Consider the following 23,208-nt stretch of genomic DNA (forward strand, 5'->3'; position numbering starts at 1 on the left):
GCGCCCCGAAAACCGACTGACGCCCCAGGATACGAGTGGCGAGAACGACGGCGAAGTGAACGATTGTTAGCAGCGTCCGCGGGGCAGACGTTGGGCAAGGCGCCGGTTTGTGCGACCCTCGCTTCCCTCCGTGCGCCGCCTGGCCGCCTTCCCGCCGATCAGAGCCGCTCGGCACCCTGGAAGGCGGCAAGCGCCGCCCACCGCTCGCCGGTTCCCTACCGTCGACCCGCAACCCGACGACCGGCGGACGGCGGCCCGATCGGGGGTATTTGACATGGCCACACGGAACCTGGGGCTGCGGCTCCGCTCCGCAGCCGCGGCCGGCCTGGGCCTGGCCGCAGGTGCCCTTGCCGCCATGGCAGCACAGCGACACAGCCTGGACGCGATCAACGAGCGTCTGGAGCGCTTGGAGGAACAGGCACACACGCAACAGCGGACCAACCTGGCCATGCAGCAGCGCCAGCACTGGGAGCTGCTGAGCAAGGCGATCGACGACCCCGAACTGGCCGAAGTCCTGGACCTCTTCGAGGTCCCCGTCACCGCACAGAAGCGTCGGCAGTATCTGTTCGCCAACGCCCTGTACACGAACCTGCTCTGCTATTACCGCATCGGCAACTACAGCAGGGACGAATTCTTCAAGCACGCCCGGGGCATCTTCCAGAACGCGATCGTCAGGGACTACTGGCACGCGACCCGGCAACAGCGCGCGAGCCTGACGGGCACCGAGGAAGCAGAACTCGGCCGGCTGATCGACGACCTGCTGCTGCAGCTCGACGAAGCCGACACCGACGAGTGGTGGGTGGTCGGGGAACCACCCCTCGACGCGTGACCTATGCGTCCGGGATGTCAGGCTTCGCCCTGATCAGGGTCTCCCTGGTGATCACGACGATGCGTTCGTAGTCGGCACGCGCGGCGTCCTCGGGCAGTTGGGAGTCGAGCGAATCAGTGACATCCGTACCGATGACGGCGAAGTTCCCGTCGGCCAGCTCGAAGAGGTCGGGGCAGGTCGCACCGCTGGCGCTGCCTCGATAGCGCGGAGCGACACCGAGGCGGCGGATGATCTGACTCACTGTTGAATTTCCTCTGCTCTCAAGGCACGAGCGCCTACGCCCACTGCCACGCGACGGCATCCTCGCAGGCCCGACCCCCTCCCGAAGGAGGCTCGCAGGCGACCGGACCGGCTCGCACCGCAATGGACGCGCAACGCGTGCGGCATTCCTATCACCCGGGGGTGTGAGAGCACTCCCGCTCCGATGAATCCTCCGCAAGAGTGACAAGTAACCGAAGAATCGATGATCAGCCCCGTTCAGGGCAATTGTCACCAGTCAGTGCGCACCCCACGGCGCCGACGGGTCGACTCGGCACCACCGAGCAAGTCAGGTTAGGCTCACCTTTGTGAGTAGCACGTGCTCGAACGTCTCCCGCGAGCTCGATGAGCCCGTCGCGGGAACCGCCGCCACCGCACGGACCTGGCTGCTGCTGGAGCAGCCCGGCCCCTGGGGTGCCAAGGCGCTCACCTCCAGCCACCTCGACCCCGCGCTGGGCCGTGCCCTGGAGGCCGCCGCGAAGGGCAGCGGAGTGCGGATCGCGCTCATCCGGCGGCCCGGGCGGCACGCGGACCGCCGGACGCCCGCCACGCGCCGGGTGTACGCGGCCCACACCGTTCCCGGAAACGTGTGGCTGCACGCCGCCACGACCACGAACCTCGAACGTCTGCTCGACCTCGACTTCGCCGCACTCGGCAGGGGCGAGCCGGAGTCCTTCGCGACCGCGCTCGGCGGACGGCCCCACGAGGGCGGCCCCCTCTCCCTCGTCTGCACCAACGGCAAACGCGACCGCTGCTGCGCCCTCCTCGGACGGCCCCTGGCGGCCGAACTCGCCGCCTCCGGGGTCGAGGGCGTCTGGGAGGTCACCCACTTGGGCGGTCACCGTTTCTCCCCCACGATCCTCTGTCTGCCGTACGGCTACGCGTACGGGCGGGCCGAGGCGCACACCGTCAAGGAGGTGCTGCACGGCATGGAAGAGGGCCGGATCGTCGTCGAGGGGTGCCGGGGGTGTTCCGCCTGGGAGCGGCCCGGTCAGGCGGCCGAGCTGGCCGTCCGGCGCGCGGTGGGCGAGTACGCCGCGCAGGCCCTGAGCGTCGTACGGACGGACGGCGCCGCGCCCCGCTGGGAGGTGACCGTCGCCCATGCGGACGGGCGCCGGTGGCTGGTGGAGGTCGCCCAGGGCGCGTCCCTGCCGCCCCGTCCGGAGAGCTGCGGGTCGGTGCTCGGCTCGCCCGCGCGGATGGACGTCGTGGGCGTCCGCGAGGTGGCCCTGGCAGCGCTGGCGAGCTGACCGCCCCCGCTCACGGGAACACGGGCTCAGGAGATCCCCGCCACACCCCTGCGGCACCCCGCGCCCACCCACGTACCGTCATGGGTATGAGCTCCACTCCCCCCGCACGCCGCCTGCGCCTCGGCCTGCCGCGGCGGGTGTTCTCGCAGGTCCTGCTGATGCAGCTGGCGATCGCCGCGGGAGTCGCGGTGCTGGCCACCGGGCTGTTCCTCGCGCCGCTCGGCGACCAGCTGGACGACCAGGCGATGCGCCGCGCGCTCGCGATCGCACAGACCACCGCCCAGCAGCCGCAGATGGCGCGGGACCTGCGCGGGACGGAACCGTCCCCGGACGGGCCGGTGCAGCGGGAGACCGAACGGATCCGGAAGGCCACCGGGGCCGAGTACGTCGTGGTGCTGGATGTGCGGGGCGTGCGCTGGTCGCACACCGATCCGGAGCGGATCGGCGGCCTGGTGTCGACCGACCCCGGTGAGGCGCTGGCCGGACACGACGTCATGGAGATCGACGAGGGCACCCTGGGACGCTCCGCGCGGGGCAAGGTGCCGCTGCGTGACGACGACGGCGAGATCGTCGGGGCGGTCTCGGTCGGCATCGCCTACGACAGCGTCCGGGCCCGGCTGATCCACGCCATCCCGGGACTGTTCGCGTACGCCGGCGGCGCCCTGGCCGTGGGCGCGCTCGCGGCCTGGCTGATCTCCCGGCGGGTGCAGCGGCAGACCCGCGACCTGGCCTTCTCGGACATCGCGGCGCTGCTCGCGGAGCGTGAGGCGATGCTGCACGGCATCCGGGAGGGCGTCGTCGCCCTGGACCGCACCGGTCGTATCCGCCTGCTGAACGACGAGGCGCAGCGCCTGCTGGGGATCGGCGAGGAGGCCGTCGGCCACTCCCCCGACCTGGCGCTCGGCGAAGGACGCACCGCCGATGTGCTGGCCGGACGGGTGACCGGCACGGATCTGCTCACCGTCCGCGGCCGACGGGTCCTGGTCGCCAACCGGATGCCGACGGACGACGGCGGTGCCGTGGCCACCCTGCGCGACCGCACGGAGCTGGACCGGCTCGGCCGGGAGCTGGACTCCACACGGGGACTCATCGACGCGCTGCGCGCCCAGGACCACGAGCACGCCAACCGCATGCACACCCTGCTGGGGCTGCTGGAGCTGGAGATGTACGACGACGCGGTGGAGTTCGTCGGCGAGGTCGTCGGCGATCACCGGGCCACGTCGGAGCAGGTCACCGAGAAGATCCGGGACCCGCTGCTCGCGGCGCTGCTGGTGGGCAAGGCGACGGTCGCGGCCGAGCGCGGGGTGGCGCTGTGGGTGTCGGACGGGACCCGGCTGCCGGACCGGCTGATCGACCCCCGGGGGCTCGTCACCGTCGTCGGCAATCTGGTGGACAACGCCCTGGACGCCGTCGCCGGTACGCCGCAGGCGCGCGTGGAGGTCGAACTGCGCGCCGAAGGGCGTACGGCGGTGCTCGTGGTGCGCGACACCGGGCCCGGAATTCCGCCGGAGCACCGCGAGTTGATCTTCACCGAGGGCTGGTCCACCAAGGAGGCGCCGGCCCACCGCGAGCGGGGCATCGGGCTGCCGCTGGTGCGCCGGCTCGCCGAGCGCCAGGGGGGCAGCGCGGAGGTGGGCGGGGCGAGCGGCGGAGGCGCGGAGTTCACCGTCGTCCTGCCCGAGGCCCTGACCGAGCCGGGCGCGGAACCCGCCCTCACCGGGGCGTCCGCCCCGGGGGCCGCCGAGGAGGAGTCACGATGATCGAGGTCCTGGTCGTGGACGACGACGTCCGGGTCGCACGGGTCAACGCCGCGTACGTCGAGAAGGTGCCCGGTTTCCATGTCGCCGGTCAGGCGCACAGCGCGGCCGAGGCGCTCGGCCGGCTGGAGGCGCTGCCCCGGCCGGATCTCGTCCTCCTGGACCACTACCTGCCCGACGAGACGGGGCTCGAGGTGGTGCAGGAGATGCGCCGGCGCGGGCACCAGACCGACGTGATCATGGTGACGGCGGCCCGGGACGTGTCCACGGTGCAGGCGGCAATGCGCCAGGGCGCCCTGCAGTACCTGGTCAAGCCGTTCGCCTTCGCCGGGCTGCGCGCCAAGCTGGAGGCGTACGCGGAACTGCGCCGCACCCTCGACGGCGGTGGTGAGGCGGAGCAGGCGGAGGTGGACCGCATCTTCGGCGCGCTGTCGGCGTCGTCCGAGCCACAGCTGCCCAAGGGACACTCCCCCACCACCGCCGAACTCGTACGGCAGTCCCTGATGAACGCCGACGGCCCGCTGTCGGCCCAGGAGATCGCCGAGCGCACGGGGGTGAGCCGCCAGACCGCCCAGCGCTACCTGAAGCTCCTGGAGCGCACGGGACGGGCCACGCTGACCCTGAAGTACGGCGACGCGGGCCGCCCGGAACACCGTTACGTGTGGGCGACCCGCGCCTGAGGACACGGCCCATGGGGGCGAGGGAAGGAACCGTGTCCTCCCTCCTCCACGGATGGCGGCGCCGTCCGTCTCCGCCGAGCGCCCTACACCGCCCCCGCACCGGTCAGTGAGCGCACCTCGGTCTCCGCGTGCTTGGCCTCGTCGGGGACCTCGCGCGAGGTGAGCGTGCCGAGCCAGCCCGCGAGGAAGCCCAGCGGGACGGAGACCAGACCGGGATTCCGCAGCGGGAAGAGCTGGAAGTCGGCGCCCGGGAAGAGGGACGCGGGGCCGCCCGACACCACGGGGGACAGCAGCACCAGCACCACGGCCGGGATCAGACCTCCGTACACGGCCCACACGGCGCCGCGGGTGGTGAAGCCGTGCCAGAACAGGGAGTAGAGCAACACGGGCAGGTTCGCGGACGCGGCCACGGCGAAGGCGAGGCCCACCAGGAACGCGACGTTGAGGTCGCGGGCCAGCAGACCGAGGGCGATCGCGAGCAGACCGATGCCGGCCGCCGCGAGGCGGGCCACCGCCACCTCGCCGCGCGGCTTCCCTCGCCGGCGTCGCAGGGAGGCGTAGAGGTCGTGCGCGACGGACGCCGAGGAGGCGAGCGTGATCCCGGCGACCACGGCGAGGATCGTGGCGAAGGCGACCGCGGCGACGATCGCGAACAGGATCGTTCCGCCGGTGGAGCCGGCGCCGCCGCCCAGGTCGAGCGCCAGCAGCGGCACCGCCGTGTTCCCGGACGCGCTCGAGGCGCGCACGGCGTCCGGTCCGACGAGGGCGGCGGCGCCGAAGCCGAGCACGATCGTCATCAGGTAGAAGCCGCCGATGAGCCCGATCGCCCAGACGACCGACCGCCGGGCCGCCCGCGCGGTGGGGACGGTGTGGAAGCGGGACAGGAGGTGCGGCAGCCCCGCCGTGCCGAGCACCAGCGCGAGGCCCAGGCTGATGAAGTCGAACCGCGCGGTCCAGTCACCGCCGTAGGCGAGCCCGGGCGCCAGGAACGCCTCACCGTGACCGCTGCGTTCGGCCGCGGTGAGGAGCAGCCGGTTGACGTCGCCGTGGAACCGCAGCAGGACGAGGACGGTCAGCGCGACGGTGCCGCCGAGCAGCAGGACCGCTTTCACGATCTGGATCCACGTGGTGGCCCGCATCCCTCCCAACGACACATAGATCACCATGAGCACGCCGACGCCGACGACGGTCCAGGCCCGGGCCGCCTCGCCCGAGCCGCCGAGCAGCAGCGCGACCAGGCTGCCCGCGCCCACCATCTGCGCCACCAGGTACAGAACGGACACGGTGACCGACGAGGTTCCCGCCGCGATCCGCACCGGCCGCTCCCGCATGCGCGCGGCGACCACGTCGGCGAGCGTGAACCGGCCGCAGTTGCGCACCAGTTCCGCGACCAGGAACAGGACCACCAGCCAGGCCACCAGGAAGCCCACCGAGTAGAGCATCCCGTCGTAGCCGACGAGCGCGATGAGTCCGGAGACGCCGAGGAAGGACGCGGCCGACATGTAGTCGCCCGCGATGGCAAAACCATTCTCCATCGGGGAGAAGAGCCGGCCGCCCGCGTAGAACTCCTCCGCCGATCCCTGCCGGTGGCGGCTCGCCCAGGTCGTGATGGCCAGGGTCACCGCGACGAACGCGCCGAACAGCAGCAGTGCCGGCATCAGGTGATCACCCGTCATGCCGCGCCGCCTCTTCCGCGCGCCAACTCCTGGGCGTACCAGCGCAGTTCCAGCGCCGCCCGGTCCCGGCGCAGCCGCGCATGACGGACGTAGGCCCAGGTGAGCAGGAAGGTGGTCAGGAACTGGCCGAGCCCGGCGAGCATGCCCAGGTTCACCGCGCCCGCGACGGGCCGGGCCATCAGCCCCGGCGCGGTCGTGGCGGTCACGACGTACGCCACGTACCAGATGAGGAAGGCGGCGACCGCCGGCACCACGAACCGCCGGTACCGGCTGCGCACCTCCTGGAAGGCCGCGCTGCGCTGTACTTCGAGGTAGACGTCGGCCCCGTCCGCGCGGCGAGCCGGCACCGCCGCCTCCGCCGGGCCGGCCGACTCGCCCCAGCCCGAGGCGAGGGCGTCGTACCAGGGATCGTCGTACCTCACGTCCCCCGAGTTGCTTCGCTGCATGCCCAAGGATGGACAGAACGGGAAGATCCCCGACTCTTCTTCCCGTTCTGCTTCACCCCATCAGGTGACCGGGCCGAGCGCGCCCGGCGCGCCCGTTAGGCGTCGATGCGCGAGCGGTCCAGGGTCGCCGCGGAGCTGGAGATGAACTCCTTGCGCGGGGCGACGTCGTTGCCCATGAGGAGGTCGAAGACCTGCTCGGCGGCCTCCAGGTCGGTGAGGTTGATCCGGCGCAGGGTGCGGTGACGCGGGTCCATGGTGGTCTCGGCCAGCTGGTCGGCGTCCATCTCACCGAGGCCCTTGTAGCGCTGGATCGAGTCCTTGTAGCGGATGTTCTTGCTCTGGAACTCCATGAGCTTGTCGCGCAGCTCCCGGTCCGAGTACGTGTAGACGTACTTGTCCTGGCCCTTCTTGGGCTGGATCAGCTCGATGCGGTGCAGCGGCGGCACCGCGGCGAACACCCGGCCGGCCTCGACCATGGGCCGCATGTAGCGGTGGAACAGGGTCAGCAGCAGGGTGCGGATGTGGGAGCCGTCGACATCGGCGTCGGTCATCATGATGATCTTGCCGTAGCGGGCCGTGTCGATGTCGAAGGTCCGCCCCGAGCCCGCCCCTATGACCTGGATGATCGCGCCGCACTCGGCGTTCTTGAGCATGTCCGTCACGGACGACTTCTGGACGTTGAGGATCTTGCCGCGGATCGGCAGCAGCGCCTGGAACTCGGAGTTCCGGGCGAGCTTGGCCGTGCCGAGCGCGGAGTCACCCTCGACGATGAACAGCTCGCTGCGGTCGACGTCGTCGCTGCGGCAGTCGGCGAGCTTGGCGGGCAGCGAGGAGGACTCCAGGGCCGTCTTGCGGCGCTGCGCGTCCTTGTGCTGACGGGCCGCGATGCGGGTCCGGGCCGCGGCGACGGCCTTCTCCATGACGACGCGGGCCTGCTGGGCGTCGTCGCGCTTGGTGGAGGTCAGGAACGCCTTGAGTTCCCTGGAGATCACGTTGTTCACGATGCGGCGGGCCGCCGAGGTGCCGAGGACCTCCTTGGTCTGGCCCTCGAACTGCGGCTCGGCCAGGCGGACCGTGACCACCGCGGTGAGACCCTCGAGGGCGTCGTCCTTGACGATGTCGTCCTCGGCCACGCGCAGCATCTTCTTGGCGCGCAGCACCTCGTTCATCGTCTTGGCGACGGCCTGCTCGAAGCCGGCGACATGGGTGCCGCCCTTGGGGGTGGCGATGATGTTGACGAACGACCTGAGCGTGGTGTCGTAGCCGGTGCCCCAGCGCATCGCGACGTCGACGCCGAGCTCGCGGGTGACCTCGGTGGGCGTCATCTGGCCGTGCTCGTCGAGGACCGGGACGGTCTCCTTGAAGGTGCCCTGTCCGGTGAAGCGGAGGGTGTCGCAGATGGGCCGGTCGGAGGCCAGGAACTCGCAGAACTCGCTGATGCCGCCGTCGAAGCGGAACGACTCCTCGCCCTTGCTGCCGCCCTCGCCGAGCCCGTACTCGTCGCGGACGACGATGGTCAGGCCGGGCACCAGGAACGCGGTCTGGCGGGCGCGCTGGTGCAGCGTCTCCAGGGCGAGCTTGGCGTCCTTGAGGAAGATCTGGCGGTCGGCCCAGTAGCGCACGCGCGTGCCGCTGCGGGTCTTCGGGATCTTCTTGGCCCTGCGCAGCCCGCTCCCGGCCTCGAACTTCGCGTCCGGACCCAGGGCGGCGAAGGCACCGGGGACACCGCGCCGGAAGCTGATCGCATGGGTGTGCCCGCCCCGGTCCACCTCGACGTCCAGCCGCGCGGAGAGCGCGTTGACGACGGAGGCGCCGACGCCGTGCAGACCGCCGGAGGCGGCGTACGAGCCGCCGCCGAACTTGCCACCGGCGTGCAGCTTGGTCATGACGACCTCGACGCCGGAGAGGCCGGTCTTGGGCTCGACGTCGACCGGGATGCCCCGGCCGTTGTCCCGGACCTCCACCGAGCCGTCGTCGTGGAGGATCACGTCGATGTGGTCGCAGTAACCTCCGAGGGCCTCGTCGACGGAGTTGTCGATGATCTCCCAGAGGCAGTGCATCAGACCACGGCTGTCGGTGGATCCGATGTACATACCGGGGCGCTTCCGCACGGCCTCGAGCCCCTCGAGGACGAGCAGGTGCCGCGCGGTGTAGTTGGAACCGTCCCGGTCTGCTCCTGCCAGCAGCGCTGTGGACGGCACGGACGTCTCGGCGGTCACGCGGTTCGCTCCTCGCTGAATTTCAGATGCGGCCCTCATGGGTAAGGGCGCGGCTTCAGTCACCGCTGAGAGGGTACCGAGGCCTGGTAGAGCCGTTGTAACGCCACCCTCGCTTCAGCCCACCCTAGTCGAGAGTCGCATGCTTGTTCGATCCCTCGATGGAGTGAAGCACACATCACGTTCCCTTCGAGGCATGAACCATTTAGGCTCCGGGCACGTCCTCATGAACAACCGGCAAGCCAGCCGGGAGGGCCGACCACCGATACGAACGCGAATCCGTACGACACATCAGACACGCACTACGGCACATTCGCCGCCAACCGGCAACAGCCACCCACCTCGGAAAATTTTTCCGAGGAGAAGCCACGAGCGGGAACGTTTTGGGGCTGGTTGGATGTTGACCCTGGTACGACAGCTCGTCGAGCTAGAGAAGAGGCGACGTGACTACTGTTCTGACCCCCGCGAGCCCGCTGACGGCCGCCGATCGCTGCGACCGCTGCGGCGCCCAGGCATACCTGCGCGTCGTCCTGCTGAGCGGCGGAGAACTGCTCTTCTGCGCCCACCATGGCCGCAAGTTCGAGCCGGAACTCAAGAAGATCGCCGCTGAGATACAGGACGAGACGGAGCGGCTGACCGCCCCTCCGGCGGCCGCTCCCGACGAAGAGCGCTGACACCTCGCATCCGACGACGAGCAACCCGGCACAGGCCGGTGAGCGGGCGGCTGCCTCCTCCCGGGAGGCAGCCGCCCGACTCATGCCCGCACCCGCCGGGGACCGCCCAGCGGCCCGCCGGTACCCTTTCGCCCGTTCTCAGCCCTGCGGCCACCCGAGGGTCCGCAGGATCTCGGAGACGCGTGTGTACACCCCGGGACTGCCCGCCCGGCCGCACCCCGTTCCCCAGGACACGAGACCTATCAGCCGTCCCTGGGCCACCAGCGGCCCTCCGCTGTCCCCCTGACAGGCGTCCCGGCCCCCGCGCGCCTCTCCCGCGCACAGCATCGTCTCGGCGCGGTAGGTGCCCTCGGAACCGCCCGGATACGCCTTCTCGCACAGCACGTCGGGCTGCACCCGCACGCGTGCCGCGCGCAGGCTGCCGGCATAGGCCCCGGTCCCCGTGGTGTCCCCCCACCCGTAGACGGCGGCCGCGGTGCCCGCCCGGTACGCGGGATCACCGGCCCCGGCCATGGCTATCACCGAGCTCGAGGGCAGCGGCTCGGCCAGCCTGAGGACGGCGTAGTCGCCGGAGTTGGTGACGCCGTCATAGCCCGGGTTCACCCAGGTGCCGCGTACGGCGATCTCCTGACCGCGGTCCGAGAGCAGTTCCGTACGCCCCGTGATCACCTTGAGGTCGCCCACGCGCTCCGGGGACGTCCCCAGCACCTCCTCGTCCATGCAGTGGGCCGCGGTGAGCACGGTGGTCCGGCCGACCGCCACGCCCCCGCAGAACTGTCCCGCTCGCGCACCTCCGAACCGGTCGCGGCTGGACAGCGCCACTGTCCACGGCCCCTCCGAGACGTCGACGGGGAAGCCACCGACGACGACGCTGTCGGCGACCGCCGGAACGGCCGAGGCCAGCGGTATGACGGACGCGGCGGCCGCGAGGGCCAGCGGCCGGGCCAGGGCCCGGGCAAGACGACGTCGCATGCACGCTCCTCACACTGGGGTGATCCTGGAACACCCACAGTGACGGACCCCGCCCGAGCCCGCACCCGCGCGGGGACGCGAAGGCCCGGCTCCCGAGGACGGGAACCGGGCCTGACACGGGCCGGCGCACGACGGTGCGTCGCGGCGGGCGAACCTAGTCGAGGTAGTCGCGCAGCACCTGGGAGCGCGACGGGTGGCGCAGCTTCGACATGGTCTTGGACTCGATCTGACGGATGCGCTCGCGCGTGACGCCGTACACCTTGCCGATCTCGTCGAGGGTCTTCGGCTGACCGTCGGTGAGACCGAAGCGCATGGAGACGACGCCCGCCTCGCGCTCGGACAGGGTGTCCAGGACGGAGTGCAGCTGCTCCTGCAGCAGCGTGAAACTGACCGCGTCGGCCGGGACGACCGCCTCGGAGTCCTCGATGAGGTCACCGAACTCGCTGTCGCCGTCCTCGCCCAGCGGGGTGTGCAGGGAGATGGGCTCACGGCCGTACTTCTGGACCTCGATGACCTTCTCCGGGGTCATGTCGAGCTCCTTGGCCAGCTCCTCCGGAGTGGGCTCGCGGCCCAGGTCCTGGAGCATCTGGCGCTGCACGCGCGCGAGCTTGTTGATGACCTCGACCATGTGCACCGGAATACGGATGGTGCGCGCCTGGTCGGCCATCGCGCGGGTGATCGCCTGGCGGATCCACCAGGTGGCGTACGTGGAGAACTTGTAGCCCTTGGTGTAGTCGAACTTCTCCACCGCGCGGATCAGACCGAGGTTGCCCTCCTGGATGAGGTCCAGGAAGAGCATGCCGCGGCCGGTGTAGCGCTTGGCCAGGGAGACCACCAGACGGAGGTTGGCCTCCAGCAGGTGGTTCTTGGCGCGGCGGCCGTCCTCGGCGATGATCTCCAGCTCACGCTTGAGCTTGGGCGCCAGCTTGTCGGAGTTGGCCAGCTTGTCCTCGGCGAACAGACCCGCCTCGATGCGCTTGGCGAGCTCGACCTCCTGCTCGGCGTTGAGCAGGGGGACCTTGCCGATCTGCTTGAGGTAGTCCTTGACCGGGTCGGCGGTGGCACCGGCGGCGGCGACCTGCTGGGCGGGCGCGTCGTCCTCGTCCTCGTCGGAGAGCACGAAACCGGCGTTCTCGGCGCCCTCGGGCTCCTCCGCGACCTTGGTGTCCTCGAGGACTTCCTCGTCGCCCAGCTCGGCGTCGTCCTTCTTGGCCGTGGTCTTCTTGGCGGCCGTCTTCTTCGCGGTCGTCTTCTTGGCAGCCGCCTTCTTGGCGGATGCCTCCTCCTCGGCGGCGGGGTCGGCGGCGGGCGCCGCCGGAGTCGCGGTGGCGGTGGCCTTCCGCGCGGTCACCGTCTTGGCGGCGACCGTCTTGGTGGCGGTGCGCTTGGCGGGACTCTTCGCTGCGACGCTCTTGCGGGTGCGCTTGGGCTCTGCGGCACTGACCATCAGCGTCACACCCTCTTCCTCGAGGATCTGATTGAGGCTGCGCAGTACGTTCTTCCACTGAGTGGCCGGAATCTGGTCAGCTTCGAAGGCCCGACGCACGTCATCGCCGGCGATCTGCCCCTCAGCCTTTCCCCGCTCAATGAGCGCCATGACAGAGACGGACTCGGCGATCTCCGGCGGGAGCGTACGGGATGTGCTGGCCGACACGAACAACCTCTCGGAACGTTGGAAAACGGCTTCCGGCCCCGTCCACAGTGGACAGGAGCCGACCGCCGGCTTGGGGATGGGCCGACGGTGCGGGCGAGGGCCGGGGAGGATGCACAGCGCCATGAACGGCGTCCGTATTCCCTCCGCGGCTGTCACCTCTTAGGTCATCGCGTTCTTCCCAGGAGCGTTACGTCCAATCCGCGTGGCCCGAGTCACACCCCATAAGCGCACGAAATCGGTCAAATAATCACGAAAGCGTTCACTCGGGGGCGAGGAGGTCACCTCTCCGAGTGTGCCACGCCGTTCTGGGCATCGGACCCCGCGGGATCGTCAACGATCCCGCGGGGTCCGACGGGGGACGGCTCATCGGTGGGGCGCTGCCACAGGAGGGGGATGGCATGCCGGACCGCGCCGTCCGCGGAACGCGGTCAGTGCTCGCGCGGAGCGGGCACCACGCGTTCCACCTCTGGGTGGACCGTGAGCAGTTGGCGCATGGCCGCCTCGGCCGCCGCGCCGTCGCCGTCGGCGAGGGCGTCGACGATCCGGCCGTGCTGCGCCAGGGACGCCTCGTTCGGCCGCTCACAGCCCGTGACCGGGCCGCCCGAGACCTGCAGCGCGGCGGACACGATCCCGGAGAGGTGCTCCAGCATCCGGTTGCCGGCGATCTGGATGAGCAGGGAGTGGAACTCCGCGTCGGCGCGGGCGAACGTCAGGGCGTCGCCCTGCCCCATGGCGTGGCCCATGATCTCGACCATGTCGGTCAGCCGCTGCTGGACGTCCTCCCGCCCGTGGCCGGCCGCCAGGCAGGCGGCGAGCGGCTCGATCGTCCAGCGGAGCTCACTGAGCTCACGGCGCTGGTCGTCGCGCTGCGGCCCGAAGGCCCGCCACTCGATGATGTCCGGGTCGAGGAGGTTCCAGTCGCTGACGGGACGCACGCGTGTGCCGACGTTCGGTCGGGCACTGACCAGGCCCTTGGCCTCCAGGACGCGGAGCGACTCGCGGACGACGGTGCGGGAGACCTCGAAGCGCTGGCCGATCTCCTCCGGCACCAGCGGGCGGTCGGCGCCCAGGTCCCCGGAAACGATCATCTGACCCAACTGCTGGACGAGTTGGCCGTGCAGCCCGCGGCCGCGGCTGCCCGCGGCCCGTCGGCCCACACGACCCAGCTCCGGATCCGCGCCGTCCCAGGCGGGGCCCCCCACGCGGTCGACGGCGGGCGCCTCGGCGTAGGGGTAGCGGTCGAGTTCGCCCGGGCTCCCGAGGCCGGAGTCTGCGGAGCGGGCGGTGGTCATCATGGTGTGCGCAAGGGTACTCACGCATCCTTTGTCGGCTCCGCTTCCAACTCCCTTGAGGTCTTTGGTGAAAAGCACACGAAAGGGTGATCGCTCACCCCATCGCAATTGACGCCTTATCGGAAAGGAATGGGCTTTTTACGGTGAGTTGCGGGCAGAAGCGGGCCGATGTGCTCGTGGACGGTCGTTATCGGACTCTGCTCCGCAGGCCGGTGAACACGTACGCGCACAGCAGCGCCGCCAGCGACAACGTCAGCGCACCACCGACGGGTTGGGCGATCAGGCGCAGGACCGCGTCCAGATGACGTTCGCCCCCGAAGGGCCACCGGAGCGGCACACCGTCCCGCAGCCGTGACGCGAGCGGGACCGGGGTGCGCACCGCCGGCCCTTCCGTCACCTTGTGCACGAGCGGCACGACGAGAAGGGGTACGGCGACGACGACGGCGAGACCGGCGGTGGTGGACCGGAACACACCGGCGGCCAGCACGCCGGCGCAGGCGCACCCGATCACGAGGCCGAGCCAACCCGCACTCAGCGGCAGCCAGTCGGCGGGAACCTCGACGACCTCCCGTCCGTAGACGAGGTGGAGCAGCTCGGCATCGCACCCGACGGTCAGGACGGCCAGCACCGCCGCGGAGGCCGAGGCCACGAGGAGTTTGGCGGTCAGCAGCCCCAGCCGCCGGGGCACGGTGCCGCGGTCCGCCGCCAGCGCGGGGTGGCGGAACTCGTCGCCGAAGGCCAGCGCGCCGAGCAGGCCCGCGCCGAGCGCCGCGGGCGGCAGCGGCAGTTCCCTCGGCCACGCGGCCAGCAGGCGCGGCTGCGGGGTGTGCCCGACCCTCGCCAGCAGTACGGCGGTGAGCGCGGACACGACGAGCACGGCCGCCCCGACGAGGAACCCCGTGCCGACACCCGTGGCGCGGCGGATCTCGTAGCGCAGGGGGCGAAGGGGCCGGGGGGCGGGACGGACGGAGATGGGAGGGGGAAGCCCGGCGCCGGTGTCGCGCGTGCGGGCGGCCCGGCGCGAGCGGGCTCCGGGAGCCGGGTGGGCGTCCTCGGCCACGGACGCGTCCGGCGCCTTGGATCCGTCCGGTGCCTTCTGCGACGGGGACACGGATGCGGGGGAGTCTTCGCCGGCCGGGGCGCCGGGGTGGTGGTCCGGATCACGTGCCGTGTCGTCCGTGGGCGGGGGTGCGCCGGGTCCCGGCCGCGTGGGTTCCCCGGCGGCACCGGCCGGGGGCACCTTCTCGTCCGCCGCCGGTTCGCCCGCTCCGGCGCCGGGACCCATGTCGCCGACCTCGTCCGCCAGTTGGTGGACGACGATGCCGTGCCGGAACGCGGTCTCACCGACGTCCGCGCAGGTACTGCCGTAGACGCAGAGGCGGTTGCCGCCCTCGTGCACGGCCTCCACGGACCGCCGGGTGGCGCGGGCCTCCTGTGCGAGCAGGGCGCAGAGGCGGGCGGCGTGCGGGCTGCGGACGGCGACGCGGGGGCGCAGCCGGGTCCGCGAGAAGTCCGCCGCCGCCTGGTCGGCGACGAGTCTTCCCCGTTCCAGGGTGACCACGTGGTCCGCGATCCGTGCGGCCTCCTTCGGGTCGGCCGTCGTGCACAGCACCGTGCCGCCCCGGGCCGCGTACGCCCGGAGTGTGCTGTACAGCCAGCGGTTCTCAGCGGCGGACAGCCCTCGCGCGGGCTCGTCGAGCACGAGTGTGTGCGGGTCCGGCAGCAGCGCGCAGGCCAGTCCCAGGCGGCGGTCCATGCCGCGCGACAGGGTGCCCAGGCGTTCGTCGCGCAGGCTCACGAGCCCTGCCGCCTCGAGGATTTCGTCGGCCCGGCGGGCCGGAACGCCCGTGGCGGCGCACAGCATGCGGAGATGCCCGCGGACGGTGCGGGCGGGATGGCCCGGCACATCACCGAGCAGCACGCCGACTTCGCGGGAGGGATGGGGGATGCGGTGCAGCGGGCGGCCCCTGAAGTAGGTGATGCCACGGCCGCGTTGGAGTTCGAGCATGAGCCGGAGCGCCGTCGTCTTGCCGGCGCCCGGCGCCCCGAGCAACGCGGTGACGCGGCCCGCGTGCGCCTCGAAGGAGACGTCGTCGACGGCGGGCGGAAGCTCTTTGCGAGGGCTGCTGGTCAGTCCGGTGGCCTGGATCACCCGATGCAAGATAGCGCGCCATATCGGGTTTTTCGGGCATCTCGCGGCCCGTCGGAGGGAGGGAAGGGCACCAACTCCGCCGGGCCCGTTGGCCGGGTCCGGTCGTCCCGCGTCAGACCTCGGGGCGCAGCATCGGGGGGTTGAGCAGGGTGGCGCCGCCGGCCCGGAAGAGCTGGGCGGGACGACCGCCCTGCCGGGTGGTCGTGCCACCGGTGGGGACCAGGAAGCCCGGTGTGCCCGTCACCTTGCGGTGGAAGTTGCGCGGGTCGAGCGCCACGCCCCAGACCGCCTCGTAGACCCGGCGCAGCTCACCGACGGTGAACTCGGGCGGGCAGAAGGCCGTCGCCAGCGACGAGTACTCGATCTTGGAGCGGGCGCGTTCCACCCCGTCCGACAGGATCTGGGCGTGGTCGAAGGCGAGCGGTGCCACCGGCTCGCCGTCCCGGCCGTAACCACCCTGTTGCAGCAACTCCTCGACGGGCGCCCAACGCGCGTTGCTGGCGTCGCCGCCGGCCCGGGGCGCGGGCAGGTCGGGGGCGAGGGCGAGGTGGGCGACGCTGACGACCCGCATCCGGGGGTCGCGCTTGGGATCGCCGTACGTGGCGAGCTGTTCCAGGTGAGCGCCGTTGTCCTGGGCGGGGACGGCGGGGTCGTGCACCCGCAGCCCCGTCTCCTCGGCCAGTTCCCGGGCCGCCGCCTGCGCCAGGTCCTCGTCGGCCCGCACGAAGCCGCCGGGGAGCGCCCATCGCCCCTGGAACGGCGCCTCGCCCCGGCGTACCGCCAGCGCACACAGGGCATGTCGGCGTACGGTCAGCACGACCAGGTCCACGGTGACGGCGAAGGGCGGAAAGGCTGACGGGTCGTAGGGCATGCGGCGATCATAGTCGTCTGCCTGACGATAAACACTCCCTTCGCCGTCCCCGACGCCAACTGATCCGCTGATCCGCTTCGGTCCGGCGGGTCCGTCCCCCTGCTCTCCCTGCCGCCCGGCGAAGACGTGTCCCGCCGGGTCAGACTCCCAGCCGGAGGCCGTCGGCCGCTTCCTCGACCATGGCGAGACCGAGCCGGCTGATCCGTACGGCGAAGGGGGCGCCCGCCACGCGCAGTCCCGTCAGGACCGTCTCGCCCAGCGGGGCGCCGCGCACCGGTCGCAGCGTGACCGTCCGGGCCGGGACGTCGGGGCGGATCCCCGCGAGCGTGGTCAGCAGCAGGATCCCGGCGGCCGCCGCCGTGGCCGCCGGGCGGCAGGCCGCCGGGTGCGGGAGCGGAACGCTCCCCTCGGTCCGCTGCTCCCCCGCGTACATCTCGGGCAGCCGGTGGCCGAACGCCTCCGCCGCCCCGAGCACGCCTCGCAGCAGGGACGTCGCCTCCCTCTCGTAGCCGGCGGCTGCGAGTCCCGCGACGGCGAGCGCCGTCTCGCGGACCCGCACGGCGCCGGAGCGGTGTCCGAACGGGTTGTGACCCGCCTCCTTCACGCCCATTCCGCGCAGGCCCCAGCCCGAGTCCAGGTCGGGGCCGCCCAGCAGCCGCGCCAGCCGCTCGGTCCGCACCTTGTCGAGGAGGCCGGGCGCGAGTTCGCCCCCGCCCAGCAGCCCGGTGTCGAGGAGGTGCGCGACCGGTGCGCCCAGGTGCGGGACGAGACGGCCGTCCGGGGCACGGGCCGCCGCCGGCCGGTCGCCGCGCGGGCCGTCGATCCAGAAGTCGTCGTGGAAGGCCCCGCGCAAGGTCCGCGCCCACTGCCGCAGTCCGGTGCCACCCGGTCTGCCGTACGCGTCGAGCAGGTCGGCGCCGAGCAGGGCCGCCCGGTGGGCCTGGGCCTGTGTCTCGCAGCGGACGGGTCCGCCGGGTTGCGGGTCGGGCAGGTAGGCGCCGTCACCCACCGTGTTCCGCAGCCAGGTCAGACAGCGTTCGGCGGCCGGAAGCAGTTCCTCGGTCTCGTGTTCGGGGAGCCCCCAGCGGCGGGCCTCGGCCAGGAGCACCGGGAAGAGCAGCGTGGCCTCCGTTCCCGTGCAGCCGGGAGGCAGATGGGGCCCGGCGTCGCGGCGCGGACCGGGGATCATGCCGGCCTTCGGCCCCGGTCCGGGGAGTTGGGTGCGGGCGAGGGTGCGCAGGGTGCCCGCGGCGAGCCCGGTGCCCAGCGGCAGGGCCATCCGGGCGGCGGCGAGGGCCTCGGCCGGGGCGAGCCCGCAGCGCCAGGGGGCGCCGGCCGCGAGGTGGAGGTCGGTGGGGTGCGCCGGGTCACGCAGCAGGAGGGCCCGGAGGTCGTCGACGCTCGTCCGCAGCAGGGCGGGGACCCGCGGGTCGTCTCCCGTGGCGCGCGCCGGGGCGAGAGGGCTTGTGGCCGTGCGGCCCGCGGAACGAAGAGGCGCCGCTCCGTCCTGCCGTACGCGCAACTCGATGCTCGCGCTGCCGCCCGGGGGCAGGTCGAACTCCCAGCGCAGCAGTCCGGCGGAGGCCAGCGCCTCGGCGGGCGGCGGTTCGGCCGTGACCGACGCGCTCGCCCCGGCACGGGACCAGCGCAGGCCACAGGCGTGGACATCGGCCGGCAGTTCGGGCCCCGCGCGGCCGGCGGCGATCGCTCCGAGGTCGGCGAGATCCGTGCCGAGGGCCACCTCGACGGGCAGGCGCAACGGACGCGGGGCCGCGCTGCGCAGCGTGATCCGTTCCGTGCCGTCCGCGCAGCGTGTCCGCTCCACGACCACATCCGGGTCCGGGCCGCCGTCTCGCGGGGACACGCGCAACGTCCCCACGAAACGGGCCCGGTCGGCGGCCACCATCCGCGCTTGGACCGCGAGCGGCTCCCGCCCGGCCACGCGGACCTGGCACCGGGAGAGGAGACGGCGTCCCGCACGGTAGAACCCCTCCAGCCCGCTGCCGGTCTGCTGCCCCTGTTCCGTCGAGACGGCAAGGCCGGGCAGGGCGACGCAGATCATGGCGGTGTGCGCGGGCGGCAGTTCGGCGAGCCACCGACGGGCGGGGTGGTGGTCCCGCTGCCGTGGGAGTGGCGTCCGCGTGCCGGCCGGGGCTCCGGCACGGGCGGCGAAGGGGGCGGGCGGAGCCGGCTGGTGCATGGGAAGGCTCTCTCTGTGCTCGGTGTGCCTCGGGCGGGCCCGTCGCCGACAGGCTTCGGTCAGGCCGGTGGAACACGACGTCACGCCCCGCCCAGGCGCTCCGCCACTCAGGTGAACGGAACCGCCCCGCTCCGGGTCACGCCCACGGCGAGACCCCGACGGTGACGACCGTCCGGGGCGGGCGGGGGCGGCACGGACGGCACCCCTGCCACCTGCCCGCCACACCTCCGCGCAGGCCGGTTCCGGCCCGACGGGCGCGGCTCCGCCGCTCACTCACTTCTCCCCTTCGCCGCCCTGGCGACCGGCCTGCGCGCCCGGCTGCGAGGTACCGCGGCGACGTCCCGCCCCGGGACCCGCCGTGCCGGGACGGGTCCCGCTCTCGTCCGCGCCACCCGGACGCGTCCCACCGCCCGCCGCCGACGCACGCGGATACGGAACCCGCTGTCCCGGGCGGCCGCCCTCCGTGCGGGCCCGGCGAGGGAGAGCGCTGCCGGTGCCGGGCGCTCGGGTGCGACGTCGGCGGGGCGAGGGCGCCGCTTCGGGGCCCGGAACCGCGGGTCCGGCAGCCGGCGGCTCGCAGCCGCCCTGCTGCCGCGGCTCCGTGGCCACGGCCGACTGCTCGTCCGACGTCGCCCGCCCACGACCCTCGCGCTCGGACCGCAGGCAGCGGCGGATCGACTCCGGGTCGAGCCCTTCGTTGCACGCCTGGTGCAGAAGCCGGGCGAAGAGGTAGTCGGGGTCGGCGCCCAGGGCCATGGCGAGTGCTTCCCGGGCTTCCAGTTCGTCACCGGTGGACCAGGCGACCCACCCGGCGAGGGTGAGGGGTGCCGCGGCGTGTTCGCCGTACGCTCCGACGCAGCGGCGGGCCAGGGCACGCCACAGGCGGAGGGCCGGGCCCGCCTCGTCGTCCTCCATCCACTCGGCCACGCGGTCGCGGGTCGTGCGGTCCTGCAGGCCGAGGATCAGCGCCGCGGCCTCGTCACACCCGAGCAGTTCGTCGTCCCGCAGGTCCGCCGGGAGCACGCCGGGCACGGGCGGGGCGTCGGCGAGGCGGCCCAGGATCCGCCCGGCCAGCTCCAGCGTCTCCTCGGCGACCTCGTGCCGGCCCTCCGCGTCGAGGATCCTGGGGACCAGCGCCGAGCCGGCGGCGTCCAGGGCGGCCTCCTGCTCCCGGGCGGCGGAACACTCCCACGGCTGGAGCCTGGCGCGCAGTTCGCGCAGGGTGCCGCGGACCTGGAGCCCGGCGTAGGTGGCGGCGGCGGCCAGCACCGAGGTGCCGGGCAGGCCCATCGGTGTCCCCTCGGACGGGCAGCAGCCCTCGTCGTCGCAGCAGTACGACCAGAAGCGGCCGTCCGAGACGCACAGGGCCTCCACCACCGGGATGTCCAGGGCACCGCACTCCAGGCGCAGGGTGTGGGCGAGCGGCCCCAGCCGCTCCTTGACCTGCCGGCCCGATTCGCCCCGGCCCGGTTCGTGGCAGAGGAAGACGACCATCTGCTCGGGCCGGGCGCCCCGGCGCTCGCTGCCCGTCACCAGGCCGTGGACCAGCTGCCGGGCGGCGGAGGGCCAGTCGTCGGGGTTGGCGGGGACGCCGAGCCGGGCGCGGCCGCCGAACCGGCCCCGTCCGTCCTTGTCGTGCAGGGCGACCAGCACGATGCTGTCCTCGGGACGGTAGCCGAGCAGGTAGGGCAGGGCGTCGGCGAGCTCGGCCGGGGAGCGCAGGGTGACCTGCTGTCCGTCGCCATGACTGTCGTACGCGGTGCAGGTGATGTCCTGCGGACGCGGTGCGCGGTCTTCGTCGCCGCCGGATGTCCGGGGACCGGTGTCGCGCCCGCGGATGTCACCGTTTTCGGGGGATCCAGTGGTTTCGCCGTGGTTCGTCATGCGAAGACGATCTCGCGGATTGCAGCCTTCCGGTTTGCCCTGTGGATAAGTCCGACCAGGGACATGTCACCGGCTTCGGGGTCGCGGGGACCGCTCCCGCGCACCCGCCCGCATGTCAGTGGCGTCCTGTTGGATGGACCCATGGAGCACACGAGCAACGCGGATCTCCGCACGGCCGCCGACGCGGTTCTCGCCCGCCTCGTCGGGGACACCTCGGGCGAGGCCCGGCTGCGCGAGGACCAGTGGCGGGCGATCGAGGCACTGGTCGCCGACAAGCGCCGGGCCCTGGTCGTGCAGCGCACGGGCTGGGGCAAGTCCGCGGTCTACTTCGTGGCCACCTCGCTGCTGCGGGCACAGGGCAGCGGCCCCACCGTGATCGTCTCCCCGCTGCTGGCGCTCATGCGCAACCAGGTGGAGGCCGCGGCCAGAGCCGGAATCCACGCCCGGACCATCAACTCCTCCAACAGCGAGGAATGGGAATCCGTCCAGGCGGAGATCGCCGCGGGCGACGTCGACGTGCTGCTGGTGAGTCCGGAGCGGCTGAACAACCCGGACTTCCGCGACCAGGTGCTGCCCAGGCTCTCCGCCGCGACCGGGCTCCTGGTGGTCGACGAGGCGCACTGCATCTCCGACTGGGGGCACGACTTCCGCCCGGACTACCGCCGGCTGCGCACCATGCTCGCCGACCTCCCGGACGGCGTGCCCGTCCTCGCCACCACCGCCACCGCCAACGCCCGTGTCACCGCCGATGTCGCGGAGCAGCTGGGTACGGGAGGCTCGTCGGACGCGCTGGTGCTGCGGGGCCCGCTGGACCGGGAGAGCCTGAGCCTGAGCGTGCTGCGCCTGCCGGACGCCGCCCACCGGATGGCCTGGCTCGCCGACCACCTGGACGAGCTCCCGGGCTCGGGGATCGTCTACACGCTCACCGTGGCCGCCGCCGAGGAGGTCACCGCCTTCCTGCGGCAGCGCGGGCACACCGTCGCCTCGTACACCGGCAGGACGGAGAACGCCGACCGGCAGCAGGCCGAGGAGGATCTGCTCGCCAACAAGGTGAAGGCCCTGGTCGCCACCTCCGCGCTCGGCATGGGCTTCGACAAGCCCGATCTGGGCTTCGTGGTGCACCTCGGCTCGCCGTCCTCCCCCATCTCCTACTACCAGCAGGTCGGCCGCGCCGGGCGCGGTGTCCGGCACGCCGAGGTACTGCTGCTGCCGGGGAAGGAGGACGAGGCGATCTGGGAGTACTTCGCGTCGCTCGCCTTCCCCTCGGAGGACCTGGTGCGCCGTACGCTCGACGTCCTCGCGCGCTCCGACCGGCCCGTGTCGCTGCCGGCCCTCGAGCCGCTGGTGGAGCTGCGCCGCTCCCGGCTGGAGACCATGCTCAAGGTGCTCGACGTGGACGGGGCGGTGAAGCGGGTCAAGGGCGGCTGGATCGCGACCGGGCGGCCGTGGACGTACGACGCCGAGCGGTACGCGTGGGTGGCGCGCCAGCGCAAGGCCGAACAGCAGGCGATGCGCGCGTACGCGGCGAGCACGGACTGCCGGATGGAGTTCCTGCAGCGCCAGTTGGACGACGAGGGCGCCAAGCCCTGCGGACGCTGCGACAACTGCGCGGGCGCGCGGTACACCCCCGAGGCCTCCTCGACCGCCCTCGAGGCGGCCCGTGTGGATCTCGGCCGGGCGGGCGTCGAGGTGGAGCCCCGGCGGATGTGGCCCACCGGGCTTCCGGCGATCGGCATGGACCTCAAGGGGCGCATTCCGGCGGGGGAACAGGCCGCTCGGGGCATGGCGCTGGGGCGTCTGTCGGACATCGGCTGGGGCAACCGGCTGCGTCCGATGTTCGCGCCGCAGGCACCGGACGGGCCGGTGCCGGACGATGTCGCCCGGGCCGTGGTGGGTGTGCTGGCCGACTGGGCCAAGGGGCCCGGCGGTTGGGCTCCGGGAGCGGCGGACCCCCAGCCGCGGCCGGTGGGGGTGGTCACCATCGCCTCCCGCAGCCGGCCCCGACTGATCCACTCGCTCGGGGCGCGCATCGCGGAGATCGGGCGGCTGCCGCTGCTGGGATCGGTGGATTACACGGGCGAGGCGCACTCCGCCTCCCGGAGCAACAGCGCCCAGCGCCTCAAGGCCCTCGACGGGGCGCTGACCGTGCCCGCCGACCTCGCCGCCGCGCTGGCCGAGACGAGGGGCCCGGTCCTTCTCGTGGACGACTACACGGAGACGGGCTGGACCCTCGCGGTCGCGGCGCGCCTGCTCCGGCGGGCCGGTGCGCAGGGCGTGCTGCCGCTGGTGCTGGCCGTACAGGGCTGATGGTTCGGCCTGCCCAACAGGTGGGGATATAAGCCGTGGAACACCCGATACCGGGCCGCTGCCTCAATTGCTCGTTGCCGCATCCAAGTT

At 72.5% G+C, this 23,208-nt stretch carries 17 protein-coding genes; 6 read left to right on the forward strand and 11 right to left on the reverse strand.

From position 1 onward, the window contains the following. Positions 1 to 274: 274 nt before the first annotated feature. The gene (locus tag KUM38_RS06495; protein ID WP_217128307.1) at positions 275 to 829 is read left to right on the forward strand and encodes a DUF6082 family protein; all 555 of its coding nucleotides are present in this window, start codon (positions 275 to 277) and stop codon (positions 827 to 829) included. 1 nt (position 830) lies between these two features. Here the strand turns inward: KUM38_RS06495 and KUM38_RS06500 are convergent, their stop codons facing one another. Continuing rightward, positions 831 to 1,070, reverse strand: coding sequence for a hypothetical protein (locus KUM38_RS06500; RefSeq protein WP_217128308.1), 240 nt, complete (start codon positions 1,068 to 1,070; stop codon positions 831 to 833). A gap of 325 nt (positions 1,071 to 1,395) precedes the next feature. Here KUM38_RS06500 and KUM38_RS06505 point away from each other — a divergent pair, with 325 nt between their 5' ends. The 3 genes from KUM38_RS06505 to KUM38_RS06515 all read left to right on the forward strand — a co-directional run bounded on the left by KUM38_RS06505 (position 1,396) and on the right by KUM38_RS06515 (position 4,774). Next, positions 1,396 to 2,337, forward strand: a complete 942-nt coding sequence (locus KUM38_RS06505; protein ID WP_217128309.1) for a sucrase ferredoxin — start codon at positions 1,396 to 1,398, stop codon at positions 2,335 to 2,337. An 86-nt stretch (positions 2,338 to 2,423) separates the two neighbouring features. Beyond that, entirely contained in the window at positions 2,424 to 4,097 is a 1,674-nt protein-coding gene (locus tag KUM38_RS06510) for a sensor histidine kinase (RefSeq protein ID WP_217128310.1), read from the forward strand. Then, complete coding sequence (locus KUM38_RS06515; protein ID WP_217128311.1) at positions 4,094 to 4,774, forward strand: response regulator; 681 nt, start codon at positions 4,094 to 4,096, stop codon at positions 4,772 to 4,774. Before KUM38_RS06510 ends, KUM38_RS06515 begins: the two co-directional genes overlap by 4 nt. A gap of 83 nt (positions 4,775 to 4,857) precedes the next feature. Here KUM38_RS06515 and KUM38_RS06520 read toward each other — a convergent pair whose 3' ends face one another. The 3 genes from KUM38_RS06520 to KUM38_RS06530 form a co-directional block, all read right to left on the reverse strand. Further along, positions 4,858 to 6,450, reverse strand: coding sequence for a cation acetate symporter (locus KUM38_RS06520; protein WP_217128312.1), 1,593 nt, complete (start codon positions 6,448 to 6,450; stop codon positions 4,858 to 4,860). Next, positions 6,447 to 6,896 carry a DUF485 domain-containing protein gene (locus KUM38_RS06525; RefSeq protein WP_217128313.1) on the reverse strand — a complete coding sequence of 150 codons (450 nt, stop codon included), beginning with the start codon at positions 6,894 to 6,896 and terminating at the stop codon, positions 6,447 to 6,449. The genes KUM38_RS06520 and KUM38_RS06525 overlap by 4 nt, the downstream gene beginning before the upstream one ends. 95 nt (positions 6,897 to 6,991) lie before the next feature. After that, positions 6,992 to 9,115: a type IIA DNA topoisomerase subunit B gene (locus KUM38_RS06530; RefSeq protein ID WP_217128314.1), complete on the reverse strand. Its 2,124-nt coding sequence runs from the start codon at positions 9,113 to 9,115 to the stop codon at positions 6,992 to 6,994. A 440-nt stretch (positions 9,116 to 9,555) separates the two neighbouring features. On the opposite strand from KUM38_RS06530, the gene KUM38_RS06535 reads away from it, so the two are divergent. Beyond that, positions 9,556 to 9,786 carry a hypothetical protein gene (locus tag KUM38_RS06535; protein WP_217128315.1) on the forward strand — a complete coding sequence of 77 codons (231 nt, stop codon included), beginning with the start codon at positions 9,556 to 9,558 and terminating at the stop codon, positions 9,784 to 9,786. A 138-nt stretch (positions 9,787 to 9,924) separates the two neighbouring features. On the opposite strand, the gene KUM38_RS06540 is transcribed toward KUM38_RS06535, so the two are convergent. From KUM38_RS06540 to KUM38_RS06570, 7 genes are all read right to left on the reverse strand, one after another. Next, positions 9,925 to 10,758 (reverse strand): trypsin-like serine protease, encoded by an 834-nt coding sequence (locus tag KUM38_RS06540; protein WP_217128316.1) that lies wholly within the window; start codon positions 10,756 to 10,758, stop codon positions 9,925 to 9,927. 154 nt (positions 10,759 to 10,912) lie between these two features. Next, positions 10,913 to 12,412, reverse strand: coding sequence for an RNA polymerase sigma factor (locus tag KUM38_RS06545; protein WP_217128317.1), 1,500 nt, complete (start codon positions 12,410 to 12,412; stop codon positions 10,913 to 10,915). A 428-nt stretch (positions 12,413 to 12,840) separates the two neighbouring features. Beyond that, positions 12,841 to 13,728: a FadR/GntR family transcriptional regulator gene (locus KUM38_RS06550; protein ID WP_217128318.1), complete on the reverse strand. Its 888-nt coding sequence runs from the start codon at positions 13,726 to 13,728 to the stop codon at positions 12,841 to 12,843. Between the two features lie 163 nt (positions 13,729 to 13,891). Then, the gene (locus tag KUM38_RS06555; protein ID WP_217128319.1) at positions 13,892 to 15,856 is read right to left on the reverse strand and encodes an ATP-binding cassette domain-containing protein; all 1,965 of its coding nucleotides are present in this window, start codon (positions 15,854 to 15,856) and stop codon (positions 13,892 to 13,894) included. A gap of 112 nt (positions 15,857 to 15,968) precedes the next feature. Then, the gene (locus tag KUM38_RS06560; protein WP_217128320.1) at positions 15,969 to 16,727 is read right to left on the reverse strand and encodes an NUDIX domain-containing protein; all 759 of its coding nucleotides are present in this window, start codon (positions 16,725 to 16,727) and stop codon (positions 15,969 to 15,971) included. 139 nt (positions 16,728 to 16,866) lie between these two features. Further along, positions 16,867 to 18,789, reverse strand: coding sequence for a glycogen debranching N-terminal domain-containing protein (locus KUM38_RS06565; protein ID WP_217128379.1), 1,923 nt, complete (start codon positions 18,787 to 18,789; stop codon positions 16,867 to 16,869). A gap of 411 nt (positions 18,790 to 19,200) precedes the next feature. Further along, complete coding sequence (locus KUM38_RS06570; protein WP_217128321.1) at positions 19,201 to 20,811, reverse strand: DUF4192 domain-containing protein; 1,611 nt, start codon at positions 20,809 to 20,811, stop codon at positions 19,201 to 19,203. 141 nt (positions 20,812 to 20,952) lie between these two features. Here KUM38_RS06570 and KUM38_RS06575 point away from each other — a divergent pair, with 141 nt between their 5' ends. Then, on the forward strand, positions 20,953 to 23,118 hold the full coding sequence (locus KUM38_RS06575; RefSeq protein ID WP_217128322.1) for a RecQ family ATP-dependent DNA helicase: 2,166 nt from the start codon (positions 20,953 to 20,955) through the stop codon (positions 23,116 to 23,118). The last annotated feature ends 90 nt before the right edge of the window (positions 23,119 to 23,208 follow it).

The organism is Streptomyces sp. AC558_RSS880, from assembly GCF_019049255.1.
Classification (GTDB): domain Bacteria; phylum Actinomycetota; class Actinomycetes; order Streptomycetales; family Streptomycetaceae; genus Streptomyces.

Coding starts and splice junctions, on each gene's coding strand:
- KUM38_RS06495 (WP_217128307.1), top strand. CDS start 275: ATGGCCACACGGAACCTGGGGCTGCGGCTCCGCTCCGCAGCCGCGGCC.
- KUM38_RS06510 (WP_217128310.1), top strand. CDS start 2,424: ATGAGCTCCACTCCCCCCGCACGCCGCCTGCGCCTCGGCCTGCCGCGG.
- KUM38_RS06515 (WP_217128311.1), top strand. CDS start 4,094: ATGATCGAGGTCCTGGTCGTGGACGACGACGTCCGGGTCGCACGGGTC.
- KUM38_RS06520 (WP_217128312.1), bottom strand. CDS start 6,450: ATGACGGGTGATCACCTGATGCCGGCACTGCTGCTGTTCGGCGCGTTC.
- KUM38_RS06525 (WP_217128313.1), bottom strand. CDS start 6,896: ATGCAGCGAAGCAACTCGGGGGACGTGAGGTACGACGATCCCTGGTAC.
- KUM38_RS06540 (WP_217128316.1), bottom strand. CDS start 10,758: ATGCGACGTCGTCTTGCCCGGGCCCTGGCCCGGCCGCTGGCCCTCGCG.
- KUM38_RS06560 (WP_217128320.1), bottom strand. CDS start 16,727: ATGCCCTACGACCCGTCAGCCTTTCCGCCCTTCGCCGTCACCGTGGAC.
- KUM38_RS06565 (WP_217128379.1), bottom strand. CDS start 18,789: ATGATCTGCGTCGCCCTGCCCGGCCTTGCCGTCTCGACGGAACAGGGG.
- KUM38_RS06570 (WP_217128321.1), bottom strand. CDS start 20,811: ATGACGAACCACGGCGAAACCACTGGATCCCCCGAAAACGGTGACATC.
- KUM38_RS06575 (WP_217128322.1), top strand. CDS start 20,953: ATGGAGCACACGAGCAACGCGGATCTCCGCACGGCCGCCGACGCGGTT.